Below are 19,653 nucleotides of genomic sequence, written 5' to 3' on the forward strand. Positions count from 1 at the left end.
ATGAAAAGAAGAACACTGCTGCAGGCGGGCGCCGGCGTGCTCATGGCGACCCAGGCGGAAATCTCCAGCGCGAATTCGCAGGGGTCAGCCGCCGCGAGTCGAAAGAAATTGTACGATCTCATGGGCAGGCTGCCGCCGCGAGATCGCAAGGTTGGCGCGCAACTCGTTTCCACGGAAGACCGCGGGACCTACACGCTCGAAAAACTCGTCCTGGACCTCAATGGCGAGGAACCGGCGCCGGCGTATTTCGCAAAACCCAAGGGCGCGGGCGGCAGGCTTCCCACGGTGCTCTTCAACCACTCGCACGGCGGTGGGTATCAGATCGGCAAGGCCGAATTCATCGACGGCCGCGAGTACATGTACAAGCCGCCGTACGCGGAGTTCCTGACCTCGCTCGGTTACAACGCGTTGTGCTTCGACGCGTGGATCTTCGGCGAGCGCGCCACACGCACCGAGCTCGATTTCTTCAAGGACACGTTGTGGCACGGCCGCGTGTTGTGGGGAATGATGGTCTACGACGCGCTCAAGGCCGTCGACTATCTAGTCACGCGCCCCGACGTCGACACCCAAAGGTTGGCGACGGTCGGCATGTCGATGGGCAGCTCCACCGCGCAATGGGCGGGGGCGCTCGATCCGCGCCTCAAGGTCGTGGTCGACATTTGTTGCCTGACAGACTGGCACACGCTGGTGGAAGTCGGCGGGCTCAAGGGCCACGGCATCTATTACTACGTGCCGGATCTGCTCACCCACTTCACCGCAGGGCAGATGAACGCGCTGATCGCGCCGCGCGCGCACCTGTCGCTGGCCGGCAATCTGGACGCGCTCACGCCCGTGGCCGGTCTCGAAAAAATCGATCGGGAGCTGAAAGATGTCTACGGTTCGGCGGGCGTGCCCGAAAACTGGAAACTGCTGCGTTACGACAGCGCCCATCTCGAGACGCCGGCGATGCGCGAGGAAATCCGCCGGTGGCTGGTCGCGCATGTTTGAAGCGACCGGTCACTGCAGGGCGGGCTGACGCACTTCACTGACCGCTCGGTCGCGCAGCGTAACGCTGCCGCCCAGGAAGCCGGACGACCCGATCTCCAGCGCATAGAGCAGCACGCGCGCGCCGCCCTCTTCGCGCGTGGAAGTCGGCGGCCCCAGCGTGCCGATCACCTCGAGTTCGCTCATGCCAGGCCGCAGCTGCCGCCACTTCGCCGCATCAACCCATTGCGGCAGCTCACCGGACGCGGCGGCAACTGGCGGCGCGCCGGGCTCCGGCGAAATCCGGCTGGCGCGGTTGCGCAGCGCGTCCACCTGCCGCGTCAACGCCTGCACCTGCCGGTCCAGGTTGCGCACCTGCTGCTCCAGGTAGGAAATCCGCGGGTCTTCGGCTGCGGTTGCCGGCCATGACAGCAGCGTCAACATCAATACCGGCAATGTGCGCATGTGATGCACCGACTGGTTATCGTCCGGAACGCAATGCAAAGGACGCGATGGCTTCTTCGGCCGCCCGCACTCCGCTGTCGTGGGCGCCATGCGCGGTGGAGAAGTCGCCCGCGCTGGTTGCTTCTCCTGCAAAGAACACGCGTGCGTCGTACGGCTGCGCCAACGTCTGGCGCGCAGCCGCGTGTCCTGGAAGTGCGTAGCTGTACGCGCCGCCAATGAGTTTGCTGCCGCTCCAGGCCGACGCGGCCAGCGGACGCAGTGCGGCGCGAATGTCTGTGCCGAACAAGGCGGCCAGTTGTCCGAGAGCAAAATCGAAACCTGCGACGGGCCCACTCTCCTCGATCATCCGCGCGCCTTCCGCGCCGAAGAAACACTCGATCGTCCGGGAGCCGAGCGGCCGGATGTAGTACGAGCCGGTGCGCGCATCGCGCGGATCACCCAGCACCTGCGACTCGGGCGCGAAAGGTGCGTCGCCGACGATCTGGAAGAAAAGCTTTTCATTGCGGCCCAGTGGCAGCTGGTTCGCGGCCTCGCGCCAGGGCGCGAGCTCCGCGGGCAGCTTCAGTGCATCACCGGCCAGCACCGCGGTAGAGACCGTGAGAATCGCACCGCGTGCGGTCACCGTACCCGCGGTGGTTGCGAGCGACACTCCCGCGGCGCTCAGGGTCAACGCATCCACGGAAGTCGCCAGGCGCAGCGGTACACGTTGCGGAAAGCCTCTCGCGACGACGGTTCCGAGGCCCGCCGGCGTGCGCCAGTTGTTTTCCGAGGACGCCTCGTCGTACGCCAGGTAGTCGGCGATGGACAGGCGATCGAGGCTGGCGCCACTGATAAATCCACCGATGGCGCGTATGTAGTTAGTCCACTCGCCGCCCGCGGGCAGGGCGTCGGCGGCGCAGTCGCCGGGTGGCGGCGCGTGTTCGAGCTCGCGCATCCAGGTATCGAAGGCGCGGCGCGCCTCGACCTGCTGATCCTTCGGAAACCCGAGATCGCGATACTGGACGCCCCACTTGGCAACGCTGCGGTCGATGGGGAATCCCGCGGCCTCGGCAATGTGTACCCAGGCATTACGTTCGGCGGAGTGGAACCAGCCGCAGCCGAGGTCGAGATTCGACCCCGCGACCTCGTGAGTCCAGGCACGCCCGCCGAGGCGTGGGCTCGCTTCGAGCAGCAGGGTCGAGAGGTCGGTCTGCGAGAGACGGCGCGCGGCAGCAATCCCGGCCGCTCCGCCACCGACGATCACCACGTCGAAAGTATTGTTCAAAACAGCGTGATACCGGTGAGCGCGGCCAGCTTCGCCATGAGCCGGTCCTGGAACGCGGGATCGAGCGCCGGCGCTTCCGGCTTCTGCCGCTGACGATGATGCCAGTAGCCACCGCTGACCTTCGCCGCCGCGTCATCGCTGGTCGCCAGCCAGGTCTGCGTGAGATGGCCCTCCTCGAGATCGTCCGGCGCACCGGCGCCGCCCATCTTCGTGGGCACCCAGCCCGGATCGACCGCGCTGCTGACCACATTGGGCCAGTGCCTGGCGACCGCCATTGCGAGCGTGGTGACGAACAACTTGCTGTCGGAGTAGGCCTGGTTCGTGTTCCAGCGCCGCTCGGTCCAATCGATGTCGCGCAACGAGTCTTCGCCGCCGCGATGCATGCCGCTGCTCAGGTAGACGAGCCGGCCGGGCCGTGTGATGAGCGCCGTCAACAGGTATGGCGCGAGTGTATTGACCGCGAGCACCTTCGCGTGGCCTTCCGGTGTCGGCCCGCGATTCGGCTCGCGATAGATGCCGGCGTTGTGGATGACCGCGTCCATGTGACCGATCTTGTTGACCTGCTCCGCGAGGGCTTTGGTTTCGCGTGCGCTGCTCAGGTCTCCGATGACGATTCCCGCCGCCTTGGGTTTCAGGTCCGCCAGTGCGGATACACGCGACGCGGAACGTGCGTGCAACACCACCTGGTGGCCGTCGCGGATCAAGGTTTCCGCCGCGGCGCGGCCGAGGCCATCCGTGGAACCGGTGATGAAGATACGACGCACGGTACGGTCCTTTGCTGCGAGTGGCCACGCCGCGAGCCCGAGCACGGCGAAGTGGAGGAATCTGCGTCGGGTCTGCGCTGCGTTCACGGCAAACGAATATCGGATGGCGGGCCGGTGGTCAACTGTCAGTCGATACCGCGACTTGCGTGGGATCCACTGTACTGCAGCAAGCGGCATCATCGGGATCGCGTGTCCCGCTACCGGCGCGGCGGCGAATCCGTTGCCTGCGCTTCCAGCCGACACGGCTGAATCCAATTCCCCCGGTGTCGATACGAACGATCTGCCAAGTAGTTAGATACGGGAGCCGCGCGCGGCCGGCTACTGGAAACCCCGGAAAATTCCGGGCGCTTCGCGAGAACTTCTTCGTCGGACGAAAAACCTTGCGCTGAAAGGCGATTGCTACGCCGCGGCGGCAGCGAATTTCGACGATGAGGGGAATTCTCGATAGCGCTACCACTCCGCCCCGTGGTAGTAAGGCCGGCGTCTTTCCGGCGGTCAACCTGACTACTCGTCAGATGACATCCGGCGCGGCTAGTAGATAGATAACTCCGGACGCCCATCGCCGCGATTTGTTAACGCTGACAAACAGAGGGAACTGACCATCATGAAAAATAGAGCCATATCCGGCACGGCATTGAAACTGTGCCTCGCCTTCGGTGTCCTGATGCTCGGCATCCAGGATGCCAGCGCCCAGCAATACTGTCTGACGACCAGCGTGAATCAACGCACCGGTACGCGGGACAACTTTCGTTATGAGTTGTGGAATCCGGCGAATGCCGCGTCTCCGGCCGACGAATGCATGACGGTCAATGCCGGCGCCACCTTCAGCGGAACCTGGACCAACGCCGACGACTATCTCGCGCGGCGCGGCCTCTTCTACGGCTCGAGCACCGGGCAGTCGTGGAAGCAACGCGGCGGCCTGCAGTTCACCTACACGGCGGATTGGCGGCCGCAGTTCGTGGCCGACGGCAATTCCAGCATCGGCGTCTACGGCTGGGTGCACAACTACAACGGCACGGGCTCGACCGCGGAGTTCTACATCATCGAAAACTGGTACCAGTGGAACCACGCCCAGGACGGCACCGCCCAGTCCCTTGGCATGATCGCCATCAACGGCATCATCTACGAAGTCATCAAGACGACGAGAAACAACCAGCCCACGCCGTGGGGAAACCAGAACTTCTCGCAATACGTGAGCGTGCGAAAAAATCGCGGCACCAACAATCAGACCCCGAGCCCGGCCGGCGTGATTTCCGGCACGATCAATATCGGCCAGCACTTCGCCGCGTGGGAAAAACTCGGCCTCGACATGTCGGGCGAACTGTACGAAGTCGCGTTTCTGGCCGAGGGCTACAAGAGCACTGGTACCGTCAACGTGTCGCAGCTGGATATCGTCACGCTTCCGGCGCCGAGCTCCATCACCGCGACACCGGCCACCTTCAACCTGGAGGTAGGCGCCGGGTCGATCGTCGACTGGACCTTGCCGGCCGACTACTCCGACTGGAGCTCGACCGTCGTTCCCACCAGCGGTTGCAACGGAAAGATAGGGCTGGATCTCTACCACGGGAAATTCCTGCTGTTCGGCCAGAGCCCCGGCACGTGCACGCTCGCGATCATCAGCCCGGACGGAACCAAGTCGGTCAATGCGACCGTCACGGTCACGCAGGGCAGCTCGATGATGCGTTCCGTCACCTACCGCGCGCAGGGCAACAAGGGCGGCGAACAGCTCTTCCTGCTGCGCGATGGCAATCGCATCAACCAGGGACGCACCCTCACCTCCGCTTTTCAGACCTTCAGTGAAACGGTGTATGGAGAGGGCGAGATCGGGCTCGAATTCGCCAACGACGACGCGGTTGCGAACGGCAAGGCCGCCCGGATCGACTATCTATCCGTCGACGGCGTGAAACGCGAGACCGAAGCGGTGGCGGTCAATACCGGTTCCTATGCGAACGGCAACTGCGGCGGCGGGTCGTTCACCGAATGGTTGTATTGCGGTGGCGCGGTGAACTACGGCCCGCTCAAGCAGGATCACCAGATCACGATTCGCGCCCGCGGCAACGCCGGTGGCGAACACATTCACCTGTTGATCAACGGCCAGTCCGTCAACAGCGGATGGTGGCTGACGACCGCGTTCCAGGAATACACCGTCACCGTGCTCGGCGATGGCGACATCAACGTCAAGTACGACAATGATGGCGGCACCAAGGATGTGGTCATCGACTGGGTCCGGGTCGACAGTCAGGTTCCGCGGCAGGCGGAAAACATGCAGTACAACACCGGCGCCTTCGCCAACGGCAGATGCGGCGGCGGTTCCTACAGCGAATGGATGCACTGCAATGGAGTCACGGGGTTCGGAAAGATCTCCGACAATTTCAACTAGCGTTCGTGGCGCAAAGACCCCGGCCCGGCCGGGGTCTTTTCTTTTACGCCGACGGTTGCGTGAACGGCTGCTCGACCCGGTTTTCCAGTCCCGATCTGGCCGCTTGCAGCGCGCCCGCCAGCCTCGTGAAGCGCGCCGCCGAATCCGCGTTCGGTGGCTTCATGCGCCCCAGGACCTGGGCGAAATCACCCAATCTCTTGGCGACGTTCCCGGGCTCATCCGTTGACGTGCTGACCGCGCGATGCATGTTCACGATATGAATGAGGATCCGGCCGAGCGAGCCCGCATCACCTCTCGGCTCGGCGTCGAAGTCGCGCATGAGAACCTCTCTCAGCAGCGCTTCGGCGTGTTCCAGCCGGCCTCTCGATATCGACGCACGTGAATCCATGCAGCGATGCTCGCAAGCGCACGCGGGCGAGTCCAACGGCCGACATCCCGCGATCCGGGTGATGTGCGCCTACAAGGTACGCGGGCGGCAGGAAAATTCAGCGTGCGGCCGCCGCGTTGCCTTGCGGCAATTTGCTTCTCCACCGCGCCGCTTCTTCCGGCTTGTTCCACGCCTCGTACAGCATGACCAGCCGCTGCCGCGCATCTGCAATGACGGGTGCGCCTTCGCCACGCGCAGCCAGCAGGCGCTGCTCGGTATCGAGCAGGATTTTCTCGGCTTCCGCATAACGCTTCAGCAGGACCAGGTTCGCGCCGATCATGCTCTCCACCGACGTCGTGGCCCAGTGGCCCTCGGGCAGATACTGGCGACGCAGCGCCAGCGATTCGCGCAGTAGTTTGTCGGCTTCCTGCGCCTGCCCCAGCGGGCCGAGCGAGCGGCCCAGCACGTTCAACGTGGTGCCGACGATGACGTTCGAGTCCGGCAGCGTCTTGCCGCGCAACGCCAGCACTTCGCGCGCGAACGACGCGGCTTCCGCATAGCGGCCTTGCCGCATCAGGTGATCGGCATAGTTGTTCAGTGTCCACGCGTATTCTGGATGGTCCGCGCCGAGCGCCTTGCGGCGGATCTCGATGGCCTCGCGATAGACCTCTCCCGCCTGCTCTATCCGGCCCGCGTAGTCGAGCATCGACGCGTACGGCGAAAGTTTTTCGGCCAGCAGCGGATCCGCGGGGCCGAATGCACGGCGCGCCGCCGCGACGCTCTTCGTGAAGAACGCGAGCGCCGCCTCGTTCTGGCCGAGCTCGCCCTTGACCATGCCGAGGTTGGCATAAGCCGTGGATAGCGCCGCGTCGTCGGGCGTTCCGCGTTCGAGCTCGGCGAGCGCCCGTTCCAGGTACGGCACCGCCTGTTCGGTGTGGCCGAGCCGGGTGAGCACGCGCCCCTGCTGGTCGAGATGATCCGAGAGCTCTTCGGACTCGGTGAATGGAAAGCGGACCGCCATCGTGTTGAGCGAATCGAGCGTGGCGCTTGCGTCTTCGTAACGGCCGTCGAATTCCTGCGCGTGGCTGATACGGCTCAGCGTGAGCACCATGTCGTGGCTGCCGCGGGGTGTCTGCAGGCGCTGTGCGTCGAGCGCGCGTTTGAACTGCGTTTCGCCGGAGGCATATTCGCCGAGCGCAATGTAGGTATCGCCAATGATGGTGCGAATCTCGGCTTCGAGCGCCGGCGTGGCCTTCAGTGTTTCGGCGCGCTGCGCGGCGGAATCGAGCACTTCGCGGACTTTCACGTCCTTGCCCAGTGAATCCGGCTTGGCGGCGCCCAGCATGGTAGTTAGAAACGCGGTCACCTGCTCGGCGCGCTGGCTCTGCTGCCGCGCACGGTCCGCCTGGACCAGCGCGATCACCAATCCGGTGACCAGGGACAGCGCGGCGACGGCCACCGCGGCCGATTCCAGCCTGCGGCGCGCCACGAGCTTGCGCAGGCGATACAGGGCGCTGTCGCGCTGCGCGGTGACCGGCAGTCCGTCGAGATAGTTGCGCAGGTCGGCCGACAGCTGCGCGACGCCGCCGTAGCGCCGTTCGGGCTCCTTGCGCAGCGCCATTTGCAGGATGGCATCGACGTCCTCGTCGACTCCGGCGTTCGCCACGCTGCTCCCGCACACCACGCGCTCGATCTCCGGATACGAACGCGTCCTGAGCTCGTAGGGCCGCCGCCGCGCGAGCAGCTCGAACAACACCACGCCGAGGGAGTACACATCGGCGGGCGTGCCGACCGTCAGGCCGCGCACCTGTTCCGGAGCCGCGTATTCCGGTGTGAACGAACGCTGCATCGCGAGCGTGGGCGGCGCCGCGTCCGCGTCGTCGGCGCTGGTCAGCAGGCGGGCGATGCCGAAATCGAGCAGCTTCACCTGGCCGTCCACAGTGACCAGGATGTTGGCGGGCTTGAGATCGCGATGCACGATCAGGTTGCGATGCGCGCTTTCGACCGACGCGCATACCTGCAGGAAGATCCGGATGCGTTGCCGCAGATCGAGCTGCTGCGCGTCGCACCACTGCGTGATCGGCGCGCCGTCGATGTACTCCATGACCAGATAGGGCTGGCCGTCGTCGGTCACGCCGCCGTCGAGCAGCGTTGCGACGTTGGGATGATCGAGATTCGCCAGCATCTGGCGCTCGGCCTTGAAACGCCGCACGGCGTCGGGGCCGGCGGCGAAGCGATGCAGCACCTTCACCGCGACGCGTTTTCGGTATTGATCGTCGGCGCGCACCGCCTCGAATACCGTGCCCATGCCGCCGTAACCGATGCGTCGCGTGATCTGCCAGGGACCGATGCGCGCGCCGGCCCAGCGCGCGGCGTCATCGTCCTCGCCCAACGCCAGCCGCAGCGGCGAGCTCAGCAGCGTGTCGCTGCGCTCGTGCGCCGTCACGAACGCCAGCAGTTCCCGGTGCAAAGCCGGATCGTCCGCCGCGATCTGCGCGAGCCACACGCGCCGCGCTTCGCCGTGCCGCGACAGGGCCTCGTCGAACAAACCCTGCAGCCGTTCAAACTGTTCCGGCGTCAGGCAGATGCGGCTGGAATCGTTCACGGCTTCGGATCGAGCGCGCGCAACAGGAACGCGCGCGCGAATATCCAGTCGCGCTTGACCGTGGCGGGTGATACGCCGAGCACGGCCGCGGTGTCCTCGATCTCGAGGCCGGCGAAATACCGCATCTCCACCACGCGCGCCTGGCGTGCCGAAAAAGCTTCGAGCTGAGTCAGCGCCTCATCGAGCGCAAGCAGGTCGAGCGAATTCCCAGGCGCCTCGGGCAAGTCATCACTGAGCGTCACGCGCAGACCGTGATCGCGCTTGAGGCGGCGGCGGGCGCGCGCGTGATCGACCAGGATGCGGCGGATGGTCTGCGAGGCCAGCGCGAAGAACTGCGAGCGGTTCTGCCATGGAGAGCGGTCCTGGCCGATCAGGCGCATGAACGCTTCATCGACCAGCAACGTGGGCTGCAAGGTGTGACCGCTGCTTTCCCGACGCATGGCCGCTTCGGCGATGCGATGCAGCTCGGCATAGACCACGGGCACCAGGCGATCGGCCGCGCCGGGTACGCCCTGCTGCATGTCCTGCAATAGAGCGGTGACGTCTCGATCGGTGGAGTCGGAGGGTTTCAACAGGTGCGCCGCGGTGTGCCGTGGTCCTTTTTTTGGATTATGGGGGAAGCCCACAAGGCTGCGCAAAGCGCGCCAATCCCTCACCGGGGCGCTGGTGCTTATGTGAATGGCGGCGGCGTGCATGGTTCGTAGCGCATGGCGGGGTGTCGAGGAATACGCGTCAACCGCGCCGCCAAAGCTCATCAGGGCCGCTGGAAAAATTCTTTCCCCGGGAATGAGCCTCGTAGCCCGAACACGGCGCGTAAGTCGGTGGAACGTCATTTTCGGGGAGAAACCATGCGCGATTCGAGCCCACTGCCGATCATCGTGCTGCTCGCAGCCCTCGCCGGCTGCGGTGCCAGCCAAACCGGAACATCCGCCGTCGTTGCCGGCGTCGAGACGCCTGCCGTAGCGGGCATCGCGGCGCCCGCCGTAGCAGAGAGCGAGGCGCCCGCTGCAGCCGCGCCCCTCGTCGAAACACAGCTCATGGACGAGCAAGGCTTCGGGCAGCCCATGATCGCGGCCCGCGCGCAGCTGCCCGGCGACTGGCAGACCCGCGGCGGCATCGGCTGGGACCGGCGCAGCGAATGTGTCTCGAATCATCTGCGCGTCAACTGGCTCGCCGTCTCGCCCGATGGCCGCCGGGCGCTCGAGCTGATGCCGGGCCTGAGCTGGCAGCTGCAGGGCACGGACATCCCGATGAATCCCTGTCCGCCGCTTGCCATCCGTGACACGCGGCAATTCCTGCAGTCGGTGGCGCAGCGTTACCCGGGCGTGCGCGTGCTGCGTTATCGCGATCGCCCCGATCTCGCCCCGGCACCGCAAGCTTCGAACGGCGCGCGAGTCCAGAACACCGCCGGTGAGCTGCTCATCGCGTATCACGATGGATCCGTGGAAGTGCGCGAGCTGCTGACCGCCATGCTCTCCACGTCCGAGCTGCAGGGCAACGTCTGCATCAGCTCGCCCCTCGTCTACGCGTATCGCGTCGCAGGCGGCGAACCGGATGCGGACTTCAGCGACCGCTTCATGAAGTCGCTGCATCCCGACCCGCAGTGGCAGGCGCAGGTGCAGCGCACGTCCAGCCAGCTCATCGCGCAGATCTCGGCGCGCCAGCGCCAGGAAATCGCGACGTGGCACACCGGCCAGATGGCGCGCATCAATGCGCGCGGCGCCGCCGATCGCGCCCAGATCCGCATGCAGACGAACCGCGAAGTCGCGCAGATCTATTCGAACGTCTGGAGCAACTCCCAGGCGACCGACGAGCGCATCCAGCGCCGCACGCTCGAGGGCATCGGTGAATACAACACCTACGCCGATCCGGCGAGCGGTGGCGTGGTGCGCGAATCCACCGACTACAACCGCGTGCTGCGCGGCGAAGACGGCGGATACATCTCGACCAACGATCCCTATCTACAACCCGCCGGCTCCGAAGAGCTGCAGCGGGTTCCGTGAGCCCTGTCCAGAACCCCGACTACCGAAGAACACCACAATGAAAACTCATCCCAGGTTTCTCTCTCAGCTGGCCCTGGCGGCGCTGTCGCTCGCCGCGTTGTTTCCGTCCGAAGCCCGCGCCACACCGCCGCCGACCCTGCCCCTGCCGGAATGTATCTATGTCGCGGGCCAACCTGCCGGCGGCGCGTGCCCCGCGATCAGCCTGCGCGTCTCGGGCAATGCGGCCGGACGGCTCGGATCGGGTAGTTCGGTGGTCGTGAACACGGTCCCCGCAGTCACGGTCTGCGACTACTGGAGTGCGCACACCTACGAGTGGAGACCCTCGGGTTGTTATGCGGAGGTCGGCGCGCCCGTGATCGTCAACTGCGGCGTCATCGACGTCCGTCATGACAATCAGTATCGCGAGATGCCCTGCGAACAGGCGCTGTACAAGAGTACGTCCGGACTGCCACCGCTGTTCACCATCCGCCGCCCGGAAGGCTCCGAGGACCCCAACAGCGGCTCGGTGGTCTGCGGCGCCATCCCGAGTTATCACACATATATATACGGCGGACCCGCGACCAAGGAAGAAGCCGTGTGGCGCACGCGCGGTCCCGCCGCGCTCAAGTGCGAAATCACGTTCAACGGTCCGCGGCCCAATGGAATGATCGGGCCGACCTGGGTCAAGGTGCGGGTGCGCATCAACTACGCCGAAACGCCGGACGTGGCCAACGGCAGGCCGATGACCGCAGAGTTCTTCGTGCCCGTCGACGGCGACATGCGCGACGTCGCCGACATCGATGTGACCGCGCTCGGATCGCTGACGGAATTGAACTGGGACGAAGGCCGGCTCATCGCCACGTATCGCGCCACGTTGACCAACCTCGGCGATCTCGACGCGGAGAATGTCGACCTGCTGGCACAGTTTCCATTTACCGCCGTCGTTCAAGGCGTGACCGGAGCGGACTGCAAGATGCCGGGAGATATCCTGAACGCGCCGGATCCCGCCGTCGAGCGGCCGATCGGCGGCAGGGTCCTCTGCAAATGGGAACGCGTCGCCGCGAAGGGCAGCGCCCAGGTCGAAATCGTCGCGCGAATCTACGACGCCACCGACCTCGACGCGCTGCAGAGAGGTCTCGGCAGCAACTTCGAGAAGCTCCGGGGCAACCCCGAAGGCGTCGAATTCCGCGTCAAGGCGAGCAACGACTCCGATCCCGACAACAACGAGTACGTCGCGAAGGTCGCCATTCCCTTCCGCAGTGGCAGCTACGAGGAAACACGCTTCGCCATGGAAGCCCTCGCGCCGTACTTCGATTACAAGACCGACAAGTACAACCTGCAATGCAATCTCTACGAGGACGACATCTCGGCGCGGTTGAAACAGATCCACATCGATCACCCCGAGGTGTTCGCGAACCTGTCCTACGGCGGCGTCACGAGCGGGCAATACCTGATTCTCGGTATCGATTCGCCCGTCACGCGCGCGGGCCACGTGGGCGTGGTCGTGTACGTCAAGGGAACCAACTACCGGGAAACGGGCATCGTGATCAACGGGACACCGATGATCTCGCCGCTCAATCTGCATAGCGCAGCCGGCCCCGACGGCGAAACGCTGCTCACGTCCACTGCCACCAGCGGGCTTTACCTGCGCACGCCGGCCAACTTGTACCCTAACAAAGGCAGGATCCAGCCCGAGACCAACAGCTTCGATGGCTTCGAGGGCAGCTATCCGACCAACCAGCAGGAATTCACCTATGGCGGCTCCACGCCGGCGCCGCGGCCCACGGCCACGCCGCTCGCCTGCCCGATCACACCCGAGGGCGTGATGATCACCACCGAAAGCCCGGTGGAGATTACGGCGACCAACTCCCAGGGCAAGCGGGTGCTGACCGACAACGGCATGATCGTCACGCAGGAGCTCGGCACCGGCATTCACAGCATGGGCTTCGAGCATGACGACGGAACGTTTGGCTGGACGATGCTGCTGCCGCTGGACGACTACGACGTGCAGCTGCGTGGCGTGGGCACCGGCGCCTACCGTCTCACGCTCACGACTTTCGACGCGGATGGCAATCCGGTGAAAAAGGTCACCGATGGCTTCACCAATCCGGGACAGATCGACCGGTTCTCGATCGAGCCACCCGATCTGTCACCGCCCCCGACACCGGCGCCGCCGGTACCCGAACCGCCGAGCGGTAATGCGGGGAACGGCGGCAATGTCGGGGGCGGCAAGAGTGGCGGGGGTGGCGCAGTCGACGCGGCGATGCTGCTGGCGCTGATGTTGATACTTGGGTTCGTGCTGCGACGGGTGCGGTCGAACGGCGAGTGAGGGCACGGCGGAATCACGCCAGGGGACGGAGCGATCCGTCCCCTTTTGCAGGTGCGGCCTCCGCGCCGCAGCAGCGTACGAGCGCCTCGCGCAGATCACGAATTCTCGGTGGCTTGGCGAGCACCAGGTCTACGTTGGCGGGAATAGTTCCCTCAGCGAGCAACTGATCCCCCCATCCAGTCAGCAGGATCACCGGGGTGGACGGCAGAATGAACTTCACCGCCGTCGCCACCTGGCGCCCATCGACGTAGGGCATACCGAGATCGGTGATGACCACGCGGAAAGGCCGGCTGAATCCATCCGCTTCGCTAAACAATTCGATGCCTTGTCGCCCACCATTCGCGGTCACGACGGTGTGGCCGTCGGCCTCGAGCGTGTCGCACAACGATTTAAGCAGCACGGAATCGTCATCGACGAGAAGTATGCGCAGCGCTGCGGGCACGACGGCGGGCGTTCTTACCTGGATTGGCACTTCTGCGGTGGTCAGTGCTGCGGCGAAAGTCACGCGAAAAGTCGTGCCGCGCCCCGGTTCGCTTTCGATGGCGATATCCGCGTTGTGCCGCTTCACCATGCCGTAAACCATCGCGAGCCCCAGGCCTGTGCCGCGTTCACCCTTGGTGGTAACGAAGGGTTCGAGGCACTGACGACGGGCGTCCTCATCCATGCCCACACCCGTGTCAGCCACCTCGACGTGCACGTGCGCGCGGTCGACGCGCGTGCGCAATGTCAGCGTTCCACCCGCGGGCATTGCGTCGACGGAGTTGAACACCAGGTTGATGAGCGCTTCGCGAATTTCATTGTCCGCTCCCAATACAAGCGGCAGCGAGGACGCAAACTCCGTCTGCACCTTGATCGTGATGCCCAGCATCTGCGGCATGTCGATCCAGCGTACGCGCGTGAGATCCACGACCTGCTGGACCAGTTCGTTGAGCTTCACATGCGTGAGGTTCATCTGCGACTCGCGCGCCCGGTAGAACTCGCGCAGCCTGCCAATGGTCTGGGCGACGTCGCTGATGGCGCGCTGGATGACCTGCAGTTGGCCGCGGCCTTCCGCACTGAGATTGACCTCCCGCTCGAGCAAGGAATCGGTATATAGCGAGACGGGCGAGATGGCGTTGTTGATGTCGTGCGCGATGCCGCTCGCCATTTGTCCCAGCGCGCGCAGCCGCTCCTGCTGAAGCACGCTTTCCTGGGTCTTGCGCAGATCTTCGTAGGCGGATTTCAGCGCGCCGTTGAGCTGGGCCTGCTGCACGGCGAGCGCCACGTGCTCGCTCAATTGCCGGAGGAAATCGCGCTCGTCGCTGCTGAAACCGTCTTGCGCGTTGCGCGCCGCAACCAGTACACCGAACACCTTGCCCTCGATGAGAATGGGCGCCGCGACCATCGAGTGGAATCCGCCCTGCGCGAGCCGGGTCGGAAACGGCGACTCCGCCACTCTCGTATCCGGCTCGTAGATCACTTGTCCGATCACCGCCTTGGCAATGCAATCGGCGCCGACGTGGACGCGCGCCTGATCGCCGAGTGCCATGGCCAGCGCGACTTCGGTGCATCGCCCGACGTTGACGACTGTCACGTCGTTTGTGGGCGCGTCGTACAGGCACATGCAGCCGAAATCGATGGGTAGTTTGTCTTCGAGCGAGCGGATCACCACCTGGAAAATCCCGGGCAGATCCTTGCGCTCCGCCACCGCGCGCGTGATCTGGTTCAGGAGATTGATGATGTCGAACTGCGCGCGCAGCGTGCGTTCGGCATTCTTGCGCTCCGTGATGTCGTTGAAGACGACACCGACATTGCATTTTTCAGGCTGGCCGAGCCGGTAGGCCCTCGCTTCGTAATCACGCCCCAGCGGCTGGGCCCTGGCTTCGAACCGCACGGGCTCGCCGGTGATCGCTACCCGGCCATAAATTTCAATCCAGTGCGATTCGATGCCGGGGGCCAATTCACTGATGAGCCGGCCGCGCGCGTTGGTCATCCCCGTGTGATTCTCGAAGGCGGGGTTTACCTCGAGGAAGCGGTAATCGACCGCCTTGCCGTACTCATCGAAGACCATCTCGATGGTGCAGTACCCTTCGAGCAAGGTAGCGAATAGTTCGCGATATCGCTGTTCACCTTCAGACATCTACCGATGAATGTACAAGCTTCCCCATGCGGACGCGATAGTAGGTAGGACCGCATAATTATTCGGGAACAGTCAGGAGATTTGTTTCGACGAGGACAGATATTCAATTCGACTCAAAGCTGCGCAACGATCTGCAATCCGGATGCAAATCGCGTCTTTACTGCCTGCGCATGGTTCTCGGCTGCCGGGTTTCGTCGCGAACGGGGCGTGGCGCTGGAGGTTCCTGCGCTCGGCCCTTGCAATGGTGTGGCGTGCGCGCCGCCCGATCGAATGACGCGGCCTGCAGGATCGCCGCCCGCCACGATGAGTCTCCACTCGTTCCCGGCCGATATCCCGGGACGAGGGTGTGCGCTTCGGCGCTCCAGGTAGATAGGCCGCAGCCAGCCTCGACTACGCCGCTTGCGGATTGCTTCCGCCCGGTTGAATCCGTCTGAATATGCCGAATCCGGCATAGGCGAGAGCGATGGACAGCAGTGGATTGATGTAGTTAAGAAACGCCCACGGTGCGTATTCCAACGGCGACATGCCGAGCACTCCGGTGATGAAGGCGCCCGAGGTAGTCCACGGGATCAGCGGCGTGCTGAGCGTCGATCCTTCCTCCAGACATCGCGACAGCATGGATTTCTCGAGATTGTCGTTCTCGTACGATTTCTTGAATATCTGCCCGCAGAAGATGATGGATAGATAGGCCTCACCCATGCTCATGTTGGCGACGACGCCGGCGCCGATGGTGGTCGCCATCAGACTGGCGGTGCGCCTGATGCGCGTCAGCAGCCCGCTCATGAGCACCCGAACGAAGCCTGCATGATTCAAGATGCCGCCGAGCGACAATGCCAGCAACGCAAGCGACATCGTCCACATCATGCGTTGAATGCCGCCGCCGCTCAGCAGCGAATCGAGTTGTTTGACTCCCGTATGTGCGGTGTAGCCGTCGTTCAAGCTGTTCAGCACTTGCGCGGCCGTGCGGTCTTGAATCACGACCGCCAACACCGCGGCGACCAGCACGCTGCTCAGCATGCTCACTTCGGCGGGCACGCGTTTGACGCTGAGCACGAGCAGCACGAGCAGGGGGAGCAGCGATATCGGGCTGATCGTAAATTCGCTGGCGAGATGTTGCTTGAGCTCCAGCAATTCCTGTGCGGACACAGCCTGTCCGCCGTAGTGCAGACCGACCAGCAGGAACAAAATGAAGCTGATGACCCACGTCGGAACGGTCGTATACATCATCGCTTTGATGTGGGAATAGAGATCGGTGTCCGCGCTCATGGCAGCGAGGACCGTCGTATCCGACACCGGCGACATCTTGTCGCCGAAACATGCGCCGGAGACCACCATGCCCGCGATGACTGGCAGCGGGATGCCCAACGCGCCACCAAGCCCCATCAGCACGACGCCTAACGTCGCGATGGTGCCCCAGGACGTGCCCGTCGCGAGCGACATGAGGCTGCAAAGCACGAATCCAGCGGGCAGAAAGAAGGTCGGGTGGAGTATGTCCACGCCGTAGTAGATGAGGCCGCCGATCGTGCCACCTTCGATCAAGGCCGCGACGAGTACACCTATCAGAAAGAATATGAAGATCGCGCCCAGTCCCTTCTCGATCCCCGAGATCATCGCGGTCTTGATCTCGTCGAAGCGAAGCCCGAGCGCTGCGGAGTGGCCGGCAACCCAGATGAGCGCGATCAACAGCAAGCTGTGGAGGCTTATCTTCAGCCACAGGATTCCAACGATCACTATCGCGATGACGCCACCGAAGGCGATCAGTGATCGCAGGAATCCGGGATCCACTTGTTTTTTCATCGATTCAACTCTTCGGGTGTCGGAAGCGCCTGTGCAACGCCCCGTGTCGCGACGTGCATGAAATCTCGCGCACTCATGGCGTTGGCTATTTCCTTGTTGTTGGCGTGCGCAGCGCTGTTTGAAACTTAAATCACAAACACAGGAGGGGCGCAAGCAAGCCCCGGCCTGGTTACGAGCTGGTTATCGAACCGTCTCGAGCGACGAGTCCTGCGCGCTTCGCGGGACTAGCGCGATGTCCGTGCCTTGAGCAACCAGCGATGCAGCGGAGCACCGTACGGCTTCTTCAAGGCGTTGCCGCTCCATGAAAGGAAGTACGGCTCCGGCATGGGGAGAGAGTGTGTGAATGGCGCGATCAAGCGGCCGGATTGCAAATCGTTTTCGACCATCGATCGCTGCGCGAGCACGAAACCTTGCCCATCTACCGCGGCATCGATGGCGGCACGCGACAGCGAGAAACTCAACACGGTGCGGATCTTCCCCACCTTCACGTCGAGACTCGAAAACCACTCACGCCATCCGGGAGGCGGCGTGAATACGTGGTTCCATTTGATGTCGAGCAGCGGGAAACGAAGTATGTCGGCCGGCTCGCGCAGTGGGGTCTTGCGCAGCAGCGATGCGGAACAGACCGGGCACACGACATCGGTGAAAAGCTCGGAATAACGCTGCAGTCGCTGCGATGGGCGGCCATACGATGCGCGGAAATCGATCTTGTCCTCGTCGAAATCCGGCTCGGACTCCGTTCCGATCAGGTGAATCTCGGCGCGCGGATAACGACTCTGGAACTCGTACAGGCTCGATCTGACCCAGGTATTCGCCGGGGACGGCAACGCGCTGATGACCAGTGCGGAAGAGTTCTGCGCACGCCGGATATCCTGTTGCGCGCGCGACAGCGCGGCGAGCGCGGGCGCAATCTGATCGCGATATACGCGCCCACTCGAGGTGAGCCTAACTCCTCGCCCCGAACGTTCCAGCAGCTGTATGCCGAGCTGCGTTTCCAGGCGTTGAATGAGCTGGCTGATGGCGCCGGATGACACACGCAGCTCGGCTGCGGCATCGGAAACACTGCCCGTTCGCGCGACCGCATCGAAGGCGCAAAGGCTTCGCATGGACGGTAACTTGTCAGTAACCACGAGACCTCTACGGCGATCGATTCTTTAGAAGACCTAAAATAGATTTCATGAAATATCCCTGTCAACGCCCAAACCCATAAAGCAAGCTCACAACACTTGAACGAAGATGGCAGCGAATGAAACACCCTGTACTGCGCAACGCCTGGTACGCCGCTGAGGCGTCCTCTGTCGTTACGAACAACCTGCTCGGCGTGCGGATGCTGGGCGAGGACGTGCTGCTGTATCGCAAGGAAGACGGCCAGGTGGCAGCCCTGGAGGACGCTTGTCCGCACCGCAAAGTGCCGCTGTCCATGGGCAGGCGTTGTGGAGACTACGTGGAATGCGGCTATCACGGGCTGACATTCGATGCGTCCGGGTCGTGCGTGCGTTCTCCCGCCACCGGATCGATCCCGGCACGGGCTCGGGTACGCAGCTATCCGGTTGCCGAACGTTACGGACTGATCTGGGTGTGGATGGGCAATGCGGAACTGGCAGACCCGCAAACGATCTTTCACGTGGACAACTGGGGCGATCCGGAATGGGGCTGCACTGCGATCGATTCGATGGTGGTCGCCTGCAACTACCTGTACATCACTGACAATCTGCTCGACCCGACGCACGTTGCCTGGGTACATCGCAGCTCTTTTGGTGATTCGGCCTGTGCGGAAACGCCCCTCGAGACCGCTGTCCTGGCCAACGGCGTGGCGGTTTCACGCTGGATGCTCGATGTCGAGGTGGCGCCCTTCTACGCGAAGTTCGTCAAATTCACCGGGCGCGCCGACCGGCAACAATTCTACGAAGTGCGGTTTCCGAGCCATGCGGTCATCCGTGCCGTGTTCGCACCCGCAGGCGCGGGGGGCCCGGAAGGTCGGGACTGTCCGGACACATTCCGGATGGACAGCTACAACTTCATGACGCCGGTCGATGAACATACGACCCGCTACTTCTGGTTCCAGACGCGCAACTTCGCCCCTGACGACGAACAGGTTTCCGCGTCGTTTGCCACTTCGGTCCGCGCAGCTTTCGAAGAAGACAAGCGGATCCTGGAAGTGGTGGACAAGGGAATGCAGTCTCCACGCACGCCGAACATCGACCTGCCGAGCGACGCCGGGCCCACACGATTCCGCCGCCGCCTGGCTGTATTGATTCGCGCGGAAGAAGCCGTTCCATCAGTCGGATAAGAGGACGGCTGTGCCAAAACTGATCGTGACCACCCGATCTGCCGAGGTCGTCGAAGTACAAGGCAAGTCGGGATCGTCGTTGATGGAGATACTCCACGGCAACGATTTTGGCGTAGCGGCGATATGCGGCGGGCAATGTTCCTGCGGCACCTGCCATATCTACGTCGCCACAGAGTGGCTGAACAAATTGCCTGGACGGCATCCGCAGGAGTCGGAACTCCTGCAGGAGCTCGAGTACTACAAAGAGGCGAATTCCCGCCTCAGTTGCCAGATCGAATTCAACGACAATCTGGACGGACTCGCCCTCACGGTGGCACCGCACGAGTGA

General features: G+C 63.7%; 15 protein-coding genes. 6 read left to right on the forward strand and 9 right to left on the reverse strand.

The window, feature by feature from the left end; all coding sequences use genetic code 11:
• On the forward strand, positions 1 to 987 hold the full coding sequence (locus tag WDO72_08225) for an acetylxylan esterase (protein ID MEJ0085653.1): 987 nt from the start codon (positions 1 to 3) through the stop codon (positions 985 to 987).
• 9 nt (positions 988 to 996) lie between these two features.
• Here WDO72_08225 and WDO72_08230 read toward each other — a convergent pair whose 3' ends face one another.
• Genes WDO72_08230 through WDO72_08240 form a run of 3 tightly spaced genes read right to left on the reverse strand, consistent with a single transcriptional unit; the run spans position 997 to position 3,456 of the window.
• A complete protein-coding gene (locus tag WDO72_08230; protein MEJ0085654.1) occupies positions 997 to 1,437 on the reverse strand; it encodes a hypothetical protein in 441 nt (146 codons plus the stop codon).
• 7 nt (positions 1,438 to 1,444) lie between these two features.
• On the reverse strand, positions 1,445 to 2,692 hold the full coding sequence (locus WDO72_08235; protein MEJ0085655.1) for an FAD-dependent oxidoreductase: 1,248 nt from the start codon (positions 2,690 to 2,692) through the stop codon (positions 1,445 to 1,447).
• Positions 2,689 to 3,456 (reverse strand): SDR family NAD(P)-dependent oxidoreductase, encoded by a 768-nt coding sequence (locus WDO72_08240; protein ID MEJ0085656.1) that lies wholly within the window; start codon positions 3,454 to 3,456, stop codon positions 2,689 to 2,691. Before WDO72_08240 ends, WDO72_08235 begins: the two co-directional genes overlap by 4 nt.
• Positions 3,457 to 4,060: 604 nt before the next feature.
• On the opposite strand from WDO72_08240, the gene WDO72_08245 reads away from it, so the two are divergent.
• A complete protein-coding gene (locus WDO72_08245) occupies positions 4,061 to 5,836 on the forward strand; it encodes a glycoside hydrolase family 11 protein (GenBank protein MEJ0085657.1) in 1,776 nt (591 codons plus the stop codon).
• Positions 5,837 to 5,879: 43 nt separating this feature from the next.
• Here WDO72_08245 and WDO72_08250 read toward each other — a convergent pair whose 3' ends face one another.
• From WDO72_08250 to WDO72_08260, 3 genes are all read right to left on the reverse strand, one after another.
• On the reverse strand, positions 5,880 to 6,155 hold the full coding sequence (locus tag WDO72_08250) for a hypothetical protein (GenBank protein ID MEJ0085658.1): 276 nt from the start codon (positions 6,153 to 6,155) through the stop codon (positions 5,880 to 5,882).
• Positions 6,156 to 6,321: 166 nt separating this feature from the next.
• Positions 6,322 to 8,808 carry a serine/threonine-protein kinase gene (locus WDO72_08255; GenBank protein MEJ0085659.1) on the reverse strand — a complete coding sequence of 829 codons (2,487 nt, stop codon included), beginning with the start codon at positions 8,806 to 8,808 and terminating at the stop codon, positions 6,322 to 6,324.
• On the reverse strand, positions 8,805 to 9,380 hold the full coding sequence (locus tag WDO72_08260) for an ECF-type sigma factor (protein MEJ0085660.1): 576 nt from the start codon (positions 9,378 to 9,380) through the stop codon (positions 8,805 to 8,807). The genes WDO72_08255 and WDO72_08260 overlap by 4 nt, the downstream gene beginning before the upstream one ends.
• Positions 9,381 to 9,656: 276 nt before the next feature.
• On the opposite strand from WDO72_08260, the gene WDO72_08265 reads away from it, so the two are divergent.
• The gene (locus WDO72_08265) at positions 9,657 to 10,811 is read left to right on the forward strand and encodes a hypothetical protein (protein MEJ0085661.1); all 1,155 of its coding nucleotides are present in this window, start codon (positions 9,657 to 9,659) and stop codon (positions 10,809 to 10,811) included.
• Positions 10,812 to 10,848: 37 nt separating this feature from the next.
• A complete protein-coding gene (locus tag WDO72_08270; protein MEJ0085662.1) occupies positions 10,849 to 13,119 on the forward strand; it encodes a hypothetical protein in 2,271 nt (756 codons plus the stop codon).
• Positions 13,120 to 13,132: 13 nt separating this feature from the next.
• On the opposite strand, the gene WDO72_08275 is transcribed toward WDO72_08270, so the two are convergent.
• From WDO72_08275 to WDO72_08285, 3 genes are all read right to left on the reverse strand, one after another.
• On the reverse strand, positions 13,133 to 15,238 hold the full coding sequence (locus WDO72_08275) for an ATP-binding protein (protein MEJ0085663.1): 2,106 nt from the start codon (positions 15,236 to 15,238) through the stop codon (positions 13,133 to 13,135).
• A 390-nt stretch (positions 15,239 to 15,628) separates the two neighbouring features.
• Positions 15,629 to 17,035: a Na+/H+ antiporter NhaC gene (gene nhaC, locus WDO72_08280; GenBank protein MEJ0085664.1), complete on the reverse strand. Its 1,407-nt coding sequence runs from the start codon at positions 17,033 to 17,035 to the stop codon at positions 15,629 to 15,631.
• A gap of 224 nt (positions 17,036 to 17,259) precedes the next feature.
• On the reverse strand, positions 17,260 to 18,141 hold the full coding sequence (locus WDO72_08285; GenBank protein ID MEJ0085665.1) for a LysR substrate-binding domain-containing protein: 882 nt from the start codon (positions 18,139 to 18,141) through the stop codon (positions 17,260 to 17,262).
• Between the two features lie 140 nt (positions 18,142 to 18,281).
• Between WDO72_08285 and WDO72_08290 the strand changes: the two genes are divergently transcribed.
• The gene (locus WDO72_08290) at positions 18,282 to 19,325 is read left to right on the forward strand and encodes an aromatic ring-hydroxylating dioxygenase subunit alpha (GenBank protein MEJ0085666.1); all 1,044 of its coding nucleotides are present in this window, start codon (positions 18,282 to 18,284) and stop codon (positions 19,323 to 19,325) included.
• Between the two features lie 10 nt (positions 19,326 to 19,335).
• Positions 19,336 to 19,653, forward strand: coding sequence for a 2Fe-2S iron-sulfur cluster-binding protein (locus tag WDO72_08295; GenBank protein ID MEJ0085667.1), 318 nt, complete (start codon positions 19,336 to 19,338; stop codon positions 19,651 to 19,653).

The sequence above is a fragment of the Pseudomonadota bacterium genome (assembly GCA_037200975.1).
In the GTDB taxonomy this organism is placed as follows: Bacteria; Pseudomonadota; Gammaproteobacteria; order Steroidobacterales; family Steroidobacteraceae; genus CADEED01.

Excerpts from the sequence above, each read along its gene's own strand:
- WDO72_08225 (MEJ0085653.1), top strand. The coding sequence starts at position 1 with ATGAAAAGAAGAACACTGCTGCAGGCGGGCGCCGGCGTGCTCATGGCG.
- WDO72_08245 (MEJ0085657.1), top strand. The coding sequence starts at position 4,061 with ATGAAAAATAGAGCCATATCCGGCACGGCATTGAAACTGTGCCTCGCC.
- WDO72_08250 (MEJ0085658.1), bottom strand. The coding sequence starts at position 6,155 with ATGCGCGACTTCGACGCCGAGCCGAGAGGTGATGCGGGCTCGCTCGGC.
- WDO72_08265 (MEJ0085661.1), top strand. The coding sequence starts at position 9,657 with ATGCGCGATTCGAGCCCACTGCCGATCATCGTGCTGCTCGCAGCCCTC.
- WDO72_08270 (MEJ0085662.1), top strand. The coding sequence starts at position 10,849 with ATGAAAACTCATCCCAGGTTTCTCTCTCAGCTGGCCCTGGCGGCGCTG.
- WDO72_08275 (MEJ0085663.1), bottom strand. The coding sequence starts at position 15,238 with ATGTCTGAAGGTGAACAGCGATATCGCGAACTATTCGCTACCTTGCTC.
- nhaC (MEJ0085664.1), bottom strand. The coding sequence starts at position 17,035 with ATGAAAAAACAAGTGGATCCCGGATTCCTGCGATCACTGATCGCCTTC.
- WDO72_08285 (MEJ0085665.1), bottom strand. The coding sequence starts at position 18,141 with ATGCGAAGCCTTTGCGCCTTCGATGCGGTCGCGCGAACGGGCAGTGTT.
- WDO72_08290 (MEJ0085666.1), top strand. The coding sequence starts at position 18,282 with ATGAAACACCCTGTACTGCGCAACGCCTGGTACGCCGCTGAGGCGTCC.